Raw genomic sequence first — 16,561 nt, 5'->3', positions numbered from 1 at the left:
TTCTCTCCCTCTGCCGTATTTAGCCGGCTCTATGTACCGATAGTCTGAATTTGCGACAGCTTGACGCTGCCCATGCCACCTGCAAGGTTCAGCAGCATTTCGCCGCCGGTCTTGCTCAACGTCACGCTGGTCACCGTTGCCGGCAACGAAGTCGCCATGGCCACCGATTCGCCCTTGTCGTTCTTGGTCGTCGCCGCAAAGGTGTAGGTGCCGGCTGGGGCGACCTCACCGTTGTCGCTCTTGCCATCCCAGATGAAGTCGGAGTTACCCGCACTCTGTGCACCCATATCTATGGTGCGGACCACATTGCCGTCTTTGTCAGTGATCTTGATGGCAACGTTGCCCGTCGCCGCAGTCACCGCCACCGAACCGGTCATGCTCTTGCTCGTGTCCACCAAGGCCTTGTTGGTCTGGGTGATGATCGAACGCCCTACCAGAGACGATGCCTGCAGCGCTTGCGACGAGCTGAAATTACTGGAGATCGCATTCACCGAGTCGTTCAGGGTGTTGATGCCTTCCAGGCTGCTGAATTGCGCCAGCTGAGCCACGAACGCGCCGTTGTCCTGAGGCGACAGCGGGTCCTGGTTTTTCAGTTGGGTCACCAGCAGTTGCAGGAACGCGTCCTTGCCCAGGGACTGGCTGCCCGTCGCGGTCTTGGTAGCGTCGGCGACGGTGGTGTTGTCTGTAGCGGTCTTGACCTTGGAGTTAAAAAGGTCCTGGACTGCCGAATTGGTCGTGGTATCAACGATGGCCATTATTTGGCGCCCCTTATCACTGACCCAGGGTCAGGACCTTCTGCATCATGGTTTTGGCGGTGTTCATCATTTCCGCGTTGGTCTGGAACGAGCGGCTGGCGGAAATCATGTCTGCCATTTCCTCGACCACGTTGACGTTGGGGTAATAGACATAACCCTTTTCGTTCGCGGCAGGGTGGTTCGGCTCGTAACGGGCCTCGAGGTTGCTCTGGTCTTCGACCACACCGAGCACCTGCACGCCCTGGCCGGCGGCATCCTGGTTCTGGAACAGCGAATCGCTGCCACCGCTCTGGCCGCCCTGGAACATGGTGGCGAACACCGGGTGACGGGCGCGGTAGGTCTGGTCGATGCTCGAAGACACGGTCTCGGCGTTGGCGATGTTACTGGCGACGGTGTTCAAGCGCGTGGTCTGCGCGCTCATGCCACTGCCGGCAATATTGAAAACACTGGACAGGGACATGGCTTACTCTCCACGCAGGGCTGACATCAGCCCTTTGAATTTACTGTTGAGCAGGGTAAAGCTGGCCTGAAAGTTCACCGAGTTCTCGGCGTAGGCCGATTGCTCCAGCTGGGCGTCGACGGTGTTCTGGTCGATCGACGGCTGCATCGGCGTGCGATACAGCAGCGACTCGTCCCCACTGCTCAGGCCTTGCGCTTCGATATGACGGCTATTGGTCATGTTCAAGGCGAAGGTGCCGTTCTTGGTCTTGTCCTGCTGTGCGGCGAGCACGGCGGAGAAGTCCAGGTCCCGAGCCTTGTAGTTCGGGGTGTCGGCGTTGGCAATGTTGTTGGCCAGGACTTCGGCACGCTGGGCGCGGAAGCCCAGGGCTTGTTCGTGGATACCGAGCGCTTTATCGAAGCTGATGCTCATGGCGGAAACCTTTAGGCTGACCTGCTGTTCGTTAACAGGGTTATAGCAAGGCGCATGCCAATATCTGAAAACACAGTAAATCAAGGGGTTGCGCGGAGCTTGCCGGGCGGCAATGCCAGAAAAGCGGCAATGGGCTTCCGCGTGGCGCCAGTAAAGCGGCAATGGGGTTTGCCGCTTTCTTCAACTTTGTCGCAGAAACAAATGTGGGAGGGGGCTTGCCCCCGATAGCGGTTGATCAGTTGATGTCTCTATCACTGATACACCGCTATCGGGGGCAAGCCCCCTCCCACATTATCATTTGGCCTGGTAGATGATCCCAGGGCTGCACTGCACCATCTGGAAATGATCCGGCAGGCCATTGAGCGCCTCGGATGCACCGAGGAATAGATAACCGCCACGCTTGAGGGTGCCGTGGATGCGCAACAGGATGTCTTTCTTCACCTCGGCCGAGAAGTAGATCAGCACGTTGCGGCAGAACACCATGTCGAACTTGCCCAGGCTGGCGTAGCTGTCGAGCAGGTTGAACGAGCGAAACTCCACGCGACTCTTGATCGGCGCTTTGACCGCCCATCGCCCCGCCCCTTTCGGGTCGAAGTAACGTTGCAGGCGTTCCTGGGACAAACCACGGCCCAGGGCCAGGCTGTCGTACTCGCCGGTCTTGCAGTTGGTGAGCATGGTGCCTGACAGGTCGGTGGCGACGATTTGCGCCCCGGCTTTAAGCTGGCCCATGTTGGTCCGCTCGAACTCATCGATGGACATCGAAATCGAGTACGGTTCCTGTCCTGAGGAGCAGGCGGCCGACCAGATACGCAGGCGCTGGCCCGGGCTGGCCTTGATGGCCTCCGGCAGCACTTTGCTCTTGAGCACTTCAAAGGGGTAGGTGTCGCGAAACCACAGGGTTTCGTTGGTGGTCATGGCATCGACCACCATCTCCTTGAGCCCACTGCGCGGCTGCCCCTGGATCCGTTGAACCAACTCGCCCAGGGACTTGATGCCCTGCTGCTCCATCAGTTTGTTAAGACGGCTGGATACCAGGTATTGCTTGTTTTCACCGAGCAATATGCCACAGGCTTTTTCCAGGAAGACCCGGAACTGTTCAAAATCCAAATTACCCGTAGACACTGATACCGCCTCTAAAATCGTATGACCGCCAGGGGACAAACCCCTAGCTGTGATCTGCTGCCTTGATCCGGTCGACTACCCGGGATGCCAGGTCATCAGGACGGAATTTGGCCAGGAAGTCATCGGCACCGACTTTCTTGACCATCGCCTGATTGAATACGCCCGACAACGAAGTATGCAGGATGATGTGCAGCTTTTGCATGCGTGGATCGCTGCGTATCTCAGCAGTGAGGGTATAGCCGTCCATTTCCGGCATCTCGATGTCAGAGATCATCATCAAGAATTCTTCTTCCGGCTTCTTGCCCTCGTCCACCAGCTTGCGCAGGTAATCCAGCGCCTGGCGACCATCATTGAGCGCCACAACCTCCACGCCGACGGTTTGCAGGCAGCGGGTCACCTGTTTGCGCGCCACTGAGGAGTCATCCACCGTGAGCACACGCAGCGAGACGGCCTTGTGCGCCGTTTCGGCGTCCACCACACCCACGGAAATCGATTCCGAGGTGGGTGCGACTTCGGCGAGGATCTTCTCCACGTCGATGATTTCCACCAACTGGTTATCAACCCGCGTTACCGCCGTGAGGTAGTGATCGCGGCCAGTACCCTTGGGCGGCGGATGGATCTCTTCCCAGTTCATATTGACGATGCGTTCCACCGAGCGCACCAGGAAACCCTGGGTCTTGGTGTTGTACTCGGTAATGATCACGAATGGGTTCTCGCGATCCTGCAGGCCAGCCGAACCGGTGGCCAGGGCCAGGTCAAGAATCGGGATAGTCGCACCACGAATATTCGCCACACCGCACACCACCGGACTGGACTTGGGCATGATCGTCAGCTTGGGACATTGCAGCACTTCCCGCACCTTAAATACGTTGATGCCATACAGCTGCTTGCCATCCAGACGAAAAAGCAGCAACTCCAGGCGATTCTGCCCTACCAGCTGTGTGCGCTGGTTTACTGAATCCATTACTCCTGCCATGCCATGACTCCTACGCTAAAACTTTTGGCTATACCTAAAAGGGCGGCGCGCCCCCAACACTAAACGGCACGAGCTTTGCTATTTGTTGAATATGGACATTAAAACGACAGTTTCCCGACGCCCTCACCTGACATGGTTTTGCAGATTGCTCTGCGCACCGTTGGCGCTGCTCGCCTTCAGCCTGGGCACCACGGCCCGTGCAGAGAACGTCACCTTGCCTGATCTACTTATCGGCGTCACTCAAGGCTTTCTTGAGTTCACTGTAGAAGATTATCTGGCGACCACACAGACGCCGGGGCGTTATGAAATCCAGGTCAACCAGTTGGACCCGCGCCTGCGCATGCCCATGTGCGACAAGGAATTGACAGCGACCCTGGAAAGCCCCGCCCAACCGATCGGGCGAGTGACGGTAAAGGTACGCTGCGAAGGCGCCTCGCCCTGGACGGTGTTCGTGCCGGCCCAGGTCAAATTGTTCCGTGATGTGGTGGTGGTTGCTCGCCCGCTGAAACGCACGGGCATCATCGCTTTCGAGGACGTTGCACTGCGTGAACGCGACATCAGCCAGATCAGCCAGGGTTACCTGACATCCCTGGACCAGGCCATCGGACAGAAATTGACCCGACCAGTGGTCACCGATCAGGTCATTACCCTGGTGCATCTGGAGCAGGCGGAGGTCATCCGCAAGGGCGATCAGGTGGTGATTTCCGCGAGCAGCGGCGGATTGAATGTAAAAATGCCGGGCGAAGCACTGTCCAACGGCGGCATGAGCGAACAGATTCGAGTCAAGAACCTCAACTCCAACCGCGTGATCAAAGCGCGGGTGACAGCGCCAGGGCAAGTCGAGGTCGCTTTATAGATCACTGGTACAGGACGCTGGGTTTTCCTACACTGTGCACGAGATATCCCGTGCGGAGATTTATTGTCATTCGCGCCTAAAGTTTATCCGGGTATTGCCGAAAACATGGCAAGCGTCCAAATACCCAGAGGTTTTTTATCATGGTCATCGATTTCAGCCGTTTGAATAACGCCCCGACTACGTCAGGCACTACGCGCACCACCAGCCCCAAGGACAGCGTAGAAGCCAAGGCCCCGGCGCTGCCCGCCAAGGCAGAACAGGCCAGTGCCAGCCAAAGCGGGGAATCCGTACACCTGAGCAATGAGGCTCAACAGTTGCAGAAGGTCACTGACTCGCTGCGCGATCAACCGGTAGTCAATAAAGCCCGCGTGGCCGAATTGAAGCAGGCGATCGCCGATGGCAGCTATAAAGTCGACAGCAACCGTGTAGCCAGCAAGCTGCTTAACTTCGAAGCCGAGCGCTAGGCAAAGGCCTGCGCAGGGCTTTTGGACGCTTAAAACCCAAGGCCAGCCATGCATCACGACGAACATTTGCTTCAACTGATCATTGATGATCTAGCGCCGACGCAGCAATTGCTCGAGCTGCTCAAAGAAGAATCACTGGCCCTCTATGGCCGGGACATGCCGTTGCTGGAAGAAATTCTGGCGCGCAAGCAGTCGTTGATCGTCCTGCTGGAACAGCACGGCAAAAAACGCAGCCAGATCCTCATCAGCCTCGGCCTGCCAGCGGACCACGACGGCCTGGCGCAGTTGGCCAGCCACTCCTCGGTCGGCGATCAACTGCTGGCCCAGAGCAAAGAACTCAACCAATTGCTCTCCCAGTGCCAGGAAGCCAACCTGCTTAATGGTCAGTCGATCCAGCTTCAGCAAGCTACGACCGCCAACCAGTTGCGTATACTCCACGGCGGAGAGCCTCCGGCACTCTATAACGCCCAGGGCTCCACCTCGCGCCTGGTCAAGCCAAGCACCCGCAGCCAAGCCTGACACCGGTTTACAGCGCGCCCTATCCAAGGCCCGCCACATGCTGGCAAAATGCCGGTTCTTGCGTGTAGTCGTATTTTGTCTGGAGATGGAAGAACCGTGTTCAACGCCCTTAATGCGGAAGATGCCCCGCAGCCACCCAAGGTCCTCACCACGCCTCTGGAAATCGCCGGCACCTTGCGGATGCTGCAAGACAGCCATGACCCGCTGATCATCACTTTCCACGAACGCAGCCAGCGCTTCCAGAGCTACCTGGTGGACGTCAACCGCGACAGCAACATGCTGGCGCTGGACGAAATGATCCCCCGCGACGGCGAGCGCCACCTCGAAAACGGCGAACCCTTTCGCATCGAAGGTTTCCATGATGGCGTACGCGTCGCCTGGGAAAGCAATGGCACCCTGACCATCGGCGAAAAAGGCGGCCACCGTATCTATACCGGCAGCCTGCCGGACGAGGTGGTCTACCATCAGCGCCGCAACGCGTTCCGCGCCGCACTGAAGCTGGCTCAACTGGTGAATATCGAGCTGGGCGGCGAGAAACTTCAGCTGCCGGTCAACGGCAAACTGCTGGATATTTCCGCCACCGGCTGCAAATTGCGTTTTGAAGGTGATATTTCCGAGCGCCTGCAACTGGGCCAGGTTTACGACCGCTTTATCGCAGCACTGTCGTTTGGCAGCATGACCACCGCCGTCGAACTGCGATACCTGCACTTCGAAGAAAGGATCAACACGACCTTTGCCGGCGTGCGCTTCCATAACATGAGTGGTTTGGTGCAACGCCAGGTCGAGCGCTTTGTGTACCAACTGCAGCGTGAAGCACGACGGTTCGACAAAGACGACGATTTTTGATCTTTAACGATCACAGAAAAAACGGGCAGACCCTTTGGGATCTGCCCGTTTTTGCTTTCAGGGGCGCGCCCTGCTCAATTCGTGGGGATGCTCATCCGGCCCCAGGGGCTCGGGTGGCCCTTCGAAAGCGGGCTCATCCGTCGGCGGCTCTGGATCGACCTGCGGCTCGGGATCGGGGACAGTTTGCATCTGCTCCTGCACCACCTGCTCGTCGACCCGCGGGTCCAGCGCAGCCACCAGCGGTGAACTCGACATACTGTCAGGCATTGCCACGTGATGCAGGGGGGCATCTTCCACCTGGTGCAGATTGGTCACCGCCTTAGGCCGGATTCGCCACACCAGGATCAGCGCGCACAGACTGAAAAATGCGTACAGCATCTGGCTGCCGAACAGCTTCATCACAACACCAGCCAGCAACGGCCCGACACTGGCGCCGATACCGTAGGTCACCAGCAGCATGGCCGTCAGCGATACCCGACGATCCCCTTCCACATGGTCGTTGGAAAACGCCACCGCCAATGGATACAGGCAAAACTGTACGAGGGAACACAGGAAGCCCGCCACAAACAGCACTTCCAGCGGCACTTGGGTCATGATTGCCAACGGCAGTGCCGCCACCGCCAGGCACAAGGCGAAGCAGCGGATCAGCAGCGCGCGGTCATAACGATCCGACAACCAGCCCAGCGGCCACTGCACCAGCAACCCGGCAAAAATGCAGCTACCCATGAACAAACCCACCTGTTCGGTGCTCAACCCCTGCTGGGAGGCATACAGCGGCGCCAGACCGTAGAACGAACCGACGATCAACCCCGCCCCCAACACCGTACTCAGCGACTGCGGCACACGCTTGATAAAGAAGCGCGGCTCCATCGGCGCAGGATGCAAGGCTGCCGGGTGAATGCGCCGAGTCATGGCCACCGGCACCAGGCACAGGGCGAAGCACAGCGCCACCAGCATCAGCAGCTCAAGGCCAAGCTGGGGATGCATTACCAGTATCAACTGGCCCAATACCAGCCCCAGATAGGAGGCGATCATATAACCGCTGAACACCACGCCACGCTGTTTGGCATCTGCCTGCTCATTGAGCCAGCTCTCGATGACCATGTACTGGCACATCATTCCCAGACCCACGATTATCCGCAGCACAATCCAGGCCGGCAGCCAATCGATCAGGCCATGGCCCAACACCGCCGCACCGACAATCCCGGCACAGGTGGCATAGGCACGGATATGCCCTACCCGGGCAATCAGGCGATGCCCGATCTTGCCGCCCAGTACCAGGCCAAAGTAGTTGGCCGCCATCAGCGCACCCACCCATAGACTGTCGACATGGTCGGCCGCCAGGCGCAAGGCCAGGTAGGTACTGAGCAGGCCGGAGCCAATCAGCATCATCAAGGAGGCGAAATAAAGGGCTCGAAAAGATTTCCAGATCTGGCGCATCGGCGTTCCGAGCGGCTCCTTGCGGTGAGAGACAGGGCTATCGGCATGATAGTCCGGGGTGACCGGGTCCGGACAGGCAACATGCGCTGGTTCCGGGGATTATTTTGCTTAACAGCTCAGACGCTGTCGGATGGCGCGCAAGGTACATCGTTGCAACAAATACATCACAGCACCTGCTGTGAACCTTGATCGGCGGCAAGGTTCGACCCGCGAGCAAAAAGATCGAGTACGCACAAAAAAGCCCCGCCAGGAGGTTCTGTGCGAGGCTTTCTTACGGGCTTCGAATCTGGTGTCCCAGGGCAGGTTCGAACTGCCAACCTTCCCCTTAGGAGGGGGATGCTCTATCCAATTGAGCTACTGAGACAAATGACAGCCATCAGGCCAAGGGGACTGCGACAGACGGCGTGCATGTTAACGGCCGAAGTGGGTTTTGTCATGTCGTCCGTGGGCTTTTTGAGTGTAGGCCGAGCCTTACCGGAGCGATCGCGGTTTCGCCCCGCAAATACGGGCACTTGGCCTGATCGTGCAAAATGCAACCCTCCAAAATGCCAGCATTGCAAATTGCAATCACCCGCCCCATCAAATCAAACTCAAACCATTGATTTAATTGGATTAATACATTGGCACGACACCTGCAACAGTTCTCCTGCAAGCCCCATCCAGCCAAGGCATTAAACGGAGAACATGACCATGAACAGCGCCCTTCTGTTAGCTCTCAACACCGTCGCCCTGGCTGCACTGGTGATGTTCCACTTTCAATCGACTGGCAGCAACGACCCCGCTCAGATCAGCCAGCAGGCAGTCCCCCACCACTTGCAACAACGCCCGCAACTGGCCGTGATGACACCGAACGCACAAGCACCAATACGCCTGACTCAAGGCACCCAGGCCGAGCCTGCACCTGAACACTGGGTTTTCTAAGGACACTGATCATGAGCAAATTTGCCTGGCTATTTCTGTGCCTGACCATCGCCACTGGCATTCTGGGCCTGAGTGCAAGCTCTCAGGAGGGGCAAACCAGCGCATTCGTTACTGCCGGTGTTTTCGCAAGCCTGCTTCTGCTGACGCTTGTCATGGGTCGCCGAATCAAATTTGACCCGGTTGTACGCTGACCCCTCCCTTCTCTGCTCTCCCCCTACCTTATGTCGCTTCGTCCTAGTAAATCGGCAAATTGCCACTAGTCTTAAAATGAAGGGCAAAAGGCCACTTTGCTATAGGATGTGCGGCCTCAAACCCTGTGGTGGCCTGGACTTAAGGGAAGTTCCCTCGTGGAATCACTCGTGGAAAAGTTTTCCAACCAGTCCGCAAAAATGCAAATGAGTGCTGGCATAAAGCCTTCAGGCAGTTCAATATTTGTCACAGAATTGACGCCAAGGAACTGGCAAATCTGAGGCATGATGCGGCCTCTTTGCAATTCGGGTTGAACTTTGGTCGTGAGTCTTGTCTTAACACTCATCTTGCGGCCAATTCCAATAACCGCTCCCCTGAACTAACCGGTTAAATATATGCGCCCATTGAAACAGGCAATTTATTCCAGCCGTACGGCTGACAAGTTCGTCGTACGTCTGCCAGACGGAATGCGGGAACGCATTGCCGAGGTGGCTCGCAATCATCACCGCAGCATGAACTCCGAAATCATCGCGCGCCTGGAGCAGAGCCTTATTCAGGAAGGTGCGTTGGGTGACGAGCTGAGCATGCGTCTGGACAGCCCCGAGCTGTCGTTGCACGAACGCGAACTGCTGCAGCGTTTTCGTCAGCTCTCCCACCGCCAGCAAAATGCCCTTGTCTCGCTTATCGCGCACGACGTCGAGGCGGCCGCAGAAGCCAATTGATCTGCAACTGAAAGCCGAAGCCAGCCATGTGCTGGCTTTTTTTTGCCTGGGATTTATAGAGGGCCCGAGATGTTTATCACGTAGCAGCTGGCGAGCCCTGGTGTGGCTGCGTTTGCAGCCTGCCTGACACACCGAAGCCTCGCCAGGGCTCGCCAGCTGCTACGCAGAGGGAGCCCGCGCAAGACAGATCAGAGTAAGAAGATCGTCGCCAAACCGAGGAAGATGAAGAAGCCGCCACTGTCGGTCATGGCCGTAATCATCACGCTGGCGCCCATGGCTGGATCGCGCCCGAGGCGTGCCAGGGTCATGGGGATCAACACGCCCATCAAGGCAGCCAGTAACAGGTTGAGAGTCATGGCGGCGGTCATGACCACACCCAGGGACCAACTGCCGTACAGCAAGTAGGCCACCACGCCAATCACCCCACCCCACACCAGGCCATTGATCAGGCCCACTGCCAACTCTTTGCGCAGCAAGCGCGAAGAGTTAGCGGTACTGACCTGGTCCAGCGCCATGGCGCGCACGATCATGGTGATGGTCTGATTACCCGAGTTACCACCAATGCCAGCCACAATCGGCATCAACGCCGCCAAGGCCACCAGCTTTTCGATGGAACCCTCGAACAGCCCGATCACGCGGGAGGCGATAAACGCGGTAATCAGGTTAACGGCCAGCCAGGCCCAACGGTTATGCAGGGAACGCCAGACTGACGCAAAAATATCTTCCTCTTCACGCAAACCTGCCATGTTGAGGACTTCGGTTTCACTCTCTTCACGAATCAAGTCGACGATTTCGTCGATGGTCAGACGGCCGATCAGCTTGCCGTTCTTGTCGACCACCGGGGCAGAGATCAAGTCGTAACGCTCAAAGGCCTGCGCTGCGTCGTAGGCATCTTCATCCGGGTGAAAGCTCACGGTATCGCTGGCCATCAGGTCAGCAACTTTTTTCTCCGGATCGTTTACCAACAGGCGCTTGATCGGCAGCACGCCCTTGAGAATGCCTTCATAGTCGACCACGAACAGTTTGTCGGTATGACTCGGCAGCTCTTTCAGCCGGCGCAGGTAACGCAAGACCACTTCCAGGCTGACGTCTTCGCGGATGGTGACCATCTCGAAGTCCATCAGCGCACCGACCTGATCCTCGTCATAGGACAACGCGGAGCGCACGCGCTCACGCTGCTGGCCGTCGAGGGCCTCCATCAATTCATGGACAACATCACGCGGCAACTCTGGGGCCAGGTCGGCCAGTTCGTCAGCATCCATCTCCCTGGCGGCCGCCAGGAGCTCGTGATCGTCCATGTCGGCGATCAGGGTTTCACGGACTGAGTCGGATACTTCGAGCAGGATGTCGCCGTCACGGTCAGCCTTGACCAACTGCCACAAGGTCAGTCGATCATCCAGCGGCAAGGCTTCGAGAATGTAGGCAACGTCGGCGGAGTGCAGGTCATCGAGTTTGCGTTGCAACTCGACGAGGTTTTGCCGGTGGACCAGGTTCTCGACGAGGTCGTTATTCGGACCATCCTGGCGGTGCGTGAAATCTTCGACCACACGCTGGCGCTGCAGCAGCTCGATGACTTGAGCCAGGCGATCCTGCAGGCTTTCTTGAGTTTTCTTTACTTCTACTTCGGTCATAGGCGAACTCCACTCCCAGCAGCGGGGCACGCCGGAAGGATCAATCAGTCAATTCATGATTGGTAAAACGGGGTACTGAGTAACTACTGGGTAAGTCCATGGAGGTATTCCACAAGCCCCGGCGGGGCTGACGGGCGCAATGATACACCGTGCGTCCGTTTTTAACGTCAAAAAACTGGAAAGAACAAGCGCTTGCGAGCCAAAGTTGAGTATTGGCCGCACCTATTCAACTGCGACGCCATCACCTGAATGGAAAACACATGAAGGAGGAGAAAAAGATAAAAATCCACACAAGCCCCAGACGGCAAAAAGCCCGCACTAGGCGGGCTTTTTGTTTGTATGGTGCACTCGACAGGATTCGAACCTGTGACCGCTCGGTTCGTAGCCGAGTACTCTATCCAGCTGAGCTACGAGTGCAGATTGTGTTTTTAGACCAGATCACAACTGGTTGAAGCCGAGCTACCTGCATTGCTGCAACTAACTCTTAAATGGTGCACTCGACAGGATTCGAACCTGTGACCGCTCGGTTCGTAGCCGAGTACTCTATCCAGCTGAGCTACGAGTGCATTTGTTGCCGCGCATTATAGGCCGTTCAATCTCTATGTAAAGCTATTTTTTCGTTTAATTTCAACAACTTAGCGAAAAAACCAGATTGCAACGTACTAAGCAAATAATGGCGGAGAACGGGGGATTCGAACCCCCGACACCCTTTTGAGGTGTACTCCCTTAGCAGGGGAGCGCCTTCGGCCACTCGGCCAGCTCTCCGCAACACGGGGCGTATATTAACCACGTTCATCCCCGTTTGCAAACATAAAAAACGATAAAAATTAAAGGCTTGGTTCTTCGTCCTTCTCTTTCTTGATACGCAGGTAAATTTCCTCGCGGTGGACCGCTACCTCTTTCGGAGCATTCACCCCAATACGTACTTGATTGCCTTTGACGCCGAGCACGGTCACGGTGATTTCGCCATCACCGATAATCAGGCTTTCTGCGCACCGACGAGTCAGAATCAGCATACCTTTCTCCTCACGCATTTCATTTCAGGAACAACAGTCTGCAAAAAAAAGGCGTTCGACCTACGACTCGATAGCCATAGCCCTAACGGCCTAAGTATTGTCGAACGCACGCAAAAGACCATGCGCCCTACAAAAAATGAAAGGCGCGGTAAACCGCGCCTTCCTGGCATTGCCTCACTCGCCCTGTCGGGCCGGGGCATCCAGCTCAAAAGCGGTATGCAGCGCGCGTACAGCCAGCTCCAGGTACTTCTCTTCGATCACCACCGAGACTTTGATTTCCGAGGTGGAGATCATCTGGATATTGATGCTTTCCTTGGCCAAAGCCCCGAACATACGGCTGGCAACACCGGCATGGGAACGCATGCCCACACCTACAATCGAAACCTTGGCAATCTTGGTATCGCCGACCACTTCACGGGCGCCAATTTCGCTCGCGGTGTTCTCCAGGATTTTCAATGCCGCATCGTACTCGTTGCGGTGCACGGTGAAGGTGAAATCGGTGGTGTTATCGTGCGAAACGTTCTGCACGATCATGTCGACTTCTACATTCGCATCGCTGATAGGGCCCAGAATCTTGAAGGCCACGCCGGGGGTGTCTGGCACGCCACGGATCGTCAGCTTGGCTTCATCGCGATTGAAAGCGATGCCGGAAATGATCGGCTGTTCCATGGATTCCTCTTCATCAATAGTAATGAGGGTGCCCGGACCCTCTTTGAAGCTGTGCAATACGCGCAGCGGAACGTTGTACTTGCCGGCGAACTCCACCGCGCGGATCTGCAACACCTTGGAACCGAGGCTGGCCATTTCCAGCATCTCTTCAAAGGTGATCTTGTCCAGGCGCTGGGCCACGGACACCACACGCGGGTCGGTGGTGTAGACGCCGTCCACATCGGTGTAGATCTGGCATTCATCAGCCTTGAGAGCCGCCGCCAGGGCCACGCCGGTGGTATCCGAACCGCCACGCCCGAGGGTGGTGATGTTGCCGTGCTCGTCAACACCCTGGAAGCCCGCTACAACTACCACGCGACCGGCTTTCAGATCACTGCGAATTTTCTGATCGTCAATCTGCAGGATCCGCGCCTTGGTATGTGCGCTGTCGGTGAGAATGCGCACCTGGCTGCCAGTGTAGGACACCGCCGGCACACCACGCTTGTTCAGCGCCATGGCCAGCAAGGCGATGGTCACCTGCTCACCGGTAGACACGATCACATCCAGCTCACGCGGCAGCGGCTGTTGGTCACCACTGATTGCCTTGGCCAGTTCGATCAGGCGATTGGTCTCGCCGCTCATGGCCGACAGCACCACGACCAGGTCATCACCGGCATCGCGGAATTTCTTAACCTTGTCGGCCACCTGCTCGATTCTTTCGACAGAACCAACCGAGGTGCCTCCAAATTTCTGTACGATCAAAGCCATTTCCAAGCCGCCTCAGCCCGTAAAGGGGCGCCTAATATCCAATCAACCAGCACAGAACAGCCCGTGACTAGACCACGGACGGGTTAACAGTGCCTTAAATACCTGCCTCGACAAATGGCACGGTCAGGGCCAGGGCCGCATCCAGGGCGCTGGCGTCTACACCACCGCCTTGCGCCATGTCCGGACGACCGCCGCCCTTCCCGCCCACTGCCGCAGCGGCTTGCTTCATCAAATCACCGGCCTTGAGTTGGCCAGTCAGGTCTTTGGTTACACCGGCAACCAGCACGACCTTATCCTCATGGACACTGCCGAGCAGGATCACTGCGCGGCCGAGCTTGTTCTTCAACTGATCGACCAGGGCCAACAGCGCCTTGCCGTCCTGGCCGTCCAGGCGTGCAGCCAGGACTTTCACGTCCTTGACGTCAACGGCCGAAGCCGACAGATCGTCGCCCGCAGCGCTGGCCGCCTTGGCTTGCAATTGCTCCAGCTGTTTCTCCAGCGCGCGATTGCGCTCCAGAACGGCGGACAACTTGTCGATCAGGTTGTCGCGGCTGCCCTTGACCAGGCTGGCCGCTTCCTTGAGTTGTTCTTCAGCCGCATTCAGGTAGGCCAGGGCCGCAGCACCGGTCACCGCTTCAATACGACGTACGCCCGACGCCACGCCACCTTCGCTGATGATTTTCAGCAGGCCGATGTCGCCGGTACGGTTGGCGTGGATACCACCACACAGTTCCACCGAGAAGTTGCCCCCCATGCTCAGTACGCGCACGTTGTCGCCGTACTTCTCGCCGAACAGCGCCATGGCGCCCTTGGCCTTGGCAGTCTCGATGTCGGTTTCTTCGGTTTCTACCGGGGTGTTCTTGCGCACTTGCGCGTTGACGATGTCTTCCAGGGCCTTGATCTGCTCCGGCTTGATCGCTTCGAAGTGACTGAAGTCAAAACGCAGGCGCTGGCTGTCGACCAACGAACCCTTCTGCTGGACGTGCTCGCCGAGCACCTGGCGCAGCGCGGCGTGCAGCAAGTGCGTGGCCGAGTGGTTCAGCGCGGTAGCATGGCGTACGTCAGCGTCGACCTGGGTGTCCACCGGCGCACCGACCGTCAGGTTACCCAGCACCAGCACACCGTGATGCAGGAACGCACCGCCGGTCTTGGTGGTGTCACGCACCTCGAAACGACCGGAGGTCGAGCTCAGGAAACCACAGTCACCGACCTGGCCACCGGACTCGGCGTAGAACGGCGTCTGGTCCAGGACCACAACCGCTTCTTCGCCTTCGCTCAACACGTCGACCGACTTGCCATCTTTATAAATGGCAACGATCTTGGCCGAGCCCACGGTCGCCTTGTACCCGGTGAACTCGGTGGGCACGTCAACCTTGACCAGGGTGTTGTAGTCCAGGCCAAAGGAACTGGCGGAACGGGCGCGCACGCGCTGGGCTTCCATCTCACGCTCAAACCCGACTTCGTCGACGGTCAGCTCGCGCTCACGGGCGATGTCGGCTGTCAGGTCCATCGGGAAGCCATAGGTGTCGTACAGCTTGAACACGACATCGCCCGGCACCACGGTGCCTTTAAGCTCAGCCAAATCCTGTTCCAGAATCTTCAGGCCGTGCTCCAGGGTCTTGGAGAACTGCTCTTCTTCAGCCTTGAGCACACGCTCGATGTTGTCCTGCTGCTGCTTGAGCTCCGGGAAGGCATCGCCCATCTCGGCAACCAGCGCGGCCACGATCTTGTAGAAGAAGCTGCCGGTGGCGCCCAGCTTGTTACCGTGACGGCAGGCGCGACGGATGATGCGACGCAGCACGTAGCCACGGCCTTCGTTGGACGGCAGTACACCGTCGGCGATCAGGAAACCACAGGAACGGATGTGGTCCGACACCACCTTGAGGGACGACTGGCTTTCATTGGCACAGCCAATGGCCGCGGCCGACGCGCTCAGCAGGTTGGTGAACAGGTCGATCTCGTAGTTGGAGTGAACGTGCTGCATTACCGCACTGATCCGCTCCAGGCCCATGCCGGTGTCCACCGACGGCGCTGGCAGCGGATGCAGCACGCCATCGGCGGTGCGGTTGAACTGCATGAACACGTTGTTCCAGATCTCGATGTAACGGTCGCCGTCTTCTTCCGGCGAGCCCGGTGGGCCGCCCCAGATGTCGGCGCCGTGGTCGTAGAAAATCTCGGTGCATGGGCCGCACGGGCCGGTATCGCCCATGGTCCAGAAGTTATCGGACGCGTAAGGCGCGCCCTTGTTGTCGCCGATGCGAATCATGCGCTCGGCGGGCACCCCGATTTCCTTGGTCCAGATGTCATAGGCTTCGTCGTCCGTCGCGTAGACGGTCACCCAGAGTTTTTCCTTGGGCAGCTTCAGCACGCCGGTCAGGAAGGTCCAGGCGAAGGTAATCGCGTCTTTTTTGAAATAGTCACCAAAGCTGAAGTTACCCAGCATTTCGAAGAACGTGTGGTGGCGGGCGGTGTAGCCGACGTTTTCCAGGTCGCTGTTCTTGCCGCCGGCACGTACGCACTTCTGGCTGCTGGTGGCGCGGGTGTAGGCGCGCTTTTCCTGGCCCAGGAAGCAGTCCTTGAACTGGTTCATCCCCGCGTTAGTGAACAGCAGGGTGGGGTCATTGCCTGGGATCAAGGAGCTGGAGGCGACACGGGTGTGACCTTGCTCTTCGAAGAAGCGAAGGAAGGCTTCACGGATTTCTGCGCTTTTCATTAGGTTCTTCCACGGAGGCTGCGGCCAAAGGCCAGTGCGCAACATCATCAGACGGAGCGACGGCAAAAGGCCGCATTATATCGGCCCTTTGCCGGTGGTACAGC

Annotated in this window: 17 protein-coding genes and 4 tRNA genes; 7 read left to right on the top strand and 14 right to left on the bottom strand. The window is 57.8% G+C overall.

Going from position 1 to position 16,561, the window contains the following annotated elements; genetic code table 11:
- Positions 1-29 precede the first annotated feature (29 nt).
- The 5 genes from flgD to M2397_RS11750 form a co-directional block, all read right to left on the bottom strand.
- Positions 30-755 (bottom strand): flagellar hook assembly protein FlgD, encoded by a 726-nt coding sequence (gene flgD / locus M2397_RS11770; protein ID WP_131697779.1) that lies wholly within the window; start codon positions 753-755, stop codon positions 30-32.
- 16 nt (positions 756-771) lie between these two features.
- The gene (flgC, locus tag M2397_RS11765) at positions 772-1,215 is read right to left on the bottom strand and encodes a flagellar basal body rod protein FlgC (RefSeq protein ID WP_024076985.1); all 444 of its coding nucleotides are present in this window, start codon (positions 1,213-1,215) and stop codon (positions 772-774) included.
- Between the two features lie 3 nt (positions 1,216-1,218).
- Complete coding sequence (gene flgB / locus M2397_RS11760; protein ID WP_003175633.1) at positions 1,219-1,626, bottom strand: flagellar basal body rod protein FlgB; 408 nt, start codon at positions 1,624-1,626, stop codon at positions 1,219-1,221.
- Between the two features lie 294 nt (positions 1,627-1,920).
- Complete coding sequence (cheR, locus tag M2397_RS11755; protein ID WP_090400438.1) at positions 1,921-2,748, bottom strand: protein-glutamate O-methyltransferase CheR; 828 nt, start codon at positions 2,746-2,748, stop codon at positions 1,921-1,923.
- 43 nt (positions 2,749-2,791) lie between these two features.
- A complete protein-coding gene (locus M2397_RS11750; RefSeq protein WP_032886773.1) occupies positions 2,792-3,724 on the bottom strand; it encodes a chemotaxis protein CheV in 933 nt (310 codons plus the stop codon).
- A gap of 91 nt (positions 3,725-3,815) precedes the next feature.
- Between M2397_RS11750 and flgA the strand changes: the two genes are divergently transcribed.
- The 4 genes from flgA to M2397_RS11730 all read left to right on the top strand — a co-directional run bounded on the left by flgA (position 3,816) and on the right by M2397_RS11730 (position 6,409).
- Positions 3,816-4,580, top strand: coding sequence for a flagellar basal body P-ring formation chaperone FlgA (gene flgA / locus M2397_RS11745; protein ID WP_259243191.1), 765 nt, complete (start codon positions 3,816-3,818; stop codon positions 4,578-4,580).
- Positions 4,581-4,720: 140 nt separating this feature from the next.
- Complete coding sequence (gene flgM, locus M2397_RS11740; protein ID WP_131697781.1) at positions 4,721-5,044, top strand: flagellar biosynthesis anti-sigma factor FlgM; 324 nt, start codon at positions 4,721-4,723, stop codon at positions 5,042-5,044.
- A gap of 48 nt (positions 5,045-5,092) precedes the next feature.
- Positions 5,093-5,563 (top strand): flagella synthesis protein FlgN, encoded by a 471-nt coding sequence (locus tag M2397_RS11735; RefSeq protein ID WP_131697782.1) that lies wholly within the window; start codon positions 5,093-5,095, stop codon positions 5,561-5,563.
- A 96-nt stretch (positions 5,564-5,659) separates the two neighbouring features.
- Positions 5,660-6,409, top strand: coding sequence for a flagellar brake protein (locus M2397_RS11730; protein ID WP_131697783.1), 750 nt, complete (start codon positions 5,660-5,662; stop codon positions 6,407-6,409).
- Positions 6,410-6,466: 57 nt separating this feature from the next.
- Here the strand turns inward: M2397_RS11730 and M2397_RS11725 are convergent, their stop codons facing one another.
- Together M2397_RS11725 and M2397_RS11720 are read right to left on the bottom strand one after the other, a co-directional pair.
- Complete coding sequence (locus M2397_RS11725) at positions 6,467-7,849, bottom strand: MFS transporter (protein ID WP_131697784.1); 1,383 nt, start codon at positions 7,847-7,849, stop codon at positions 6,467-6,469.
- Positions 7,850-8,136: 287 nt separating this feature from the next.
- Positions 8,137-8,213: transfer RNA gene (locus M2397_RS11720), tRNA-Arg, on the bottom strand.
- Between the two features lie 326 nt (positions 8,214-8,539).
- On the opposite strand from M2397_RS11720, the gene M2397_RS11715 reads away from it, so the two are divergent.
- From M2397_RS11715 to M2397_RS11705, 3 genes are all read left to right on the top strand, one after another.
- A complete protein-coding gene (locus tag M2397_RS11715; RefSeq protein WP_145338712.1) occupies positions 8,540-8,770 on the top strand; it encodes a hypothetical protein in 231 nt (76 codons plus the stop codon).
- Between the two features lie 11 nt (positions 8,771-8,781).
- Positions 8,782-8,961, top strand: coding sequence for a PA3371 family protein (locus M2397_RS11710; protein ID WP_131697786.1), 180 nt, complete (start codon positions 8,782-8,784; stop codon positions 8,959-8,961).
- A 393-nt stretch (positions 8,962-9,354) separates the two neighbouring features.
- A complete protein-coding gene (locus tag M2397_RS11705) occupies positions 9,355-9,681 on the top strand; it encodes an Arc family DNA-binding protein (RefSeq protein WP_003175643.1) in 327 nt (108 codons plus the stop codon).
- Positions 9,682-9,869: 188 nt separating this feature from the next.
- Here M2397_RS11705 and mgtE read toward each other — a convergent pair whose 3' ends face one another.
- The 7 genes from mgtE to alaS form a co-directional block, all read right to left on the bottom strand.
- Positions 9,870-11,312, bottom strand: coding sequence for a magnesium transporter (gene mgtE / locus M2397_RS11700; protein ID WP_065926188.1), 1,443 nt, complete (start codon positions 11,310-11,312; stop codon positions 9,870-9,872).
- Between the two features lie 340 nt (positions 11,313-11,652).
- Positions 11,653-11,729: transfer RNA gene (locus tag M2397_RS11695), tRNA-Arg, on the bottom strand.
- Between the two features lie 72 nt (positions 11,730-11,801).
- A tRNA-Arg gene (locus tag M2397_RS11690) sits at positions 11,802-11,878 on the bottom strand.
- Between the two features lie 108 nt (positions 11,879-11,986).
- Positions 11,987-12,077, bottom strand: a tRNA-Ser gene (locus M2397_RS11685).
- Positions 12,078-12,139: 62 nt separating this feature from the next.
- Positions 12,140-12,328 (bottom strand): carbon storage regulator CsrA, encoded by a 189-nt coding sequence (gene csrA / locus M2397_RS11680; RefSeq protein WP_003175645.1) that lies wholly within the window; start codon positions 12,326-12,328, stop codon positions 12,140-12,142.
- A 174-nt stretch (positions 12,329-12,502) separates the two neighbouring features.
- Entirely contained in the window at positions 12,503-13,744 is a 1,242-nt protein-coding gene (locus tag M2397_RS11675; RefSeq protein WP_131697788.1) for an aspartate kinase, read from the bottom strand.
- 94 nt (positions 13,745-13,838) lie between these two features.
- Positions 13,839-16,457, bottom strand: coding sequence for an alanine--tRNA ligase (gene alaS, locus M2397_RS11670; protein WP_167655066.1), 2,619 nt, complete (start codon positions 16,455-16,457; stop codon positions 13,839-13,841).
- Positions 16,458-16,561: the final 104 nt, after the last annotated feature.

It is taken from the genome of Pseudomonas sp. BIGb0381 (genome assembly GCF_024809815.1).
Classification (GTDB): domain Bacteria; phylum Pseudomonadota; class Gammaproteobacteria; order Pseudomonadales; family Pseudomonadaceae; genus Aquipseudomonas.
The sequence above is the reverse complement of the archived record's forward strand: the minus strand, read 5'-3'. Positions and strand labels throughout refer to the sequence as shown.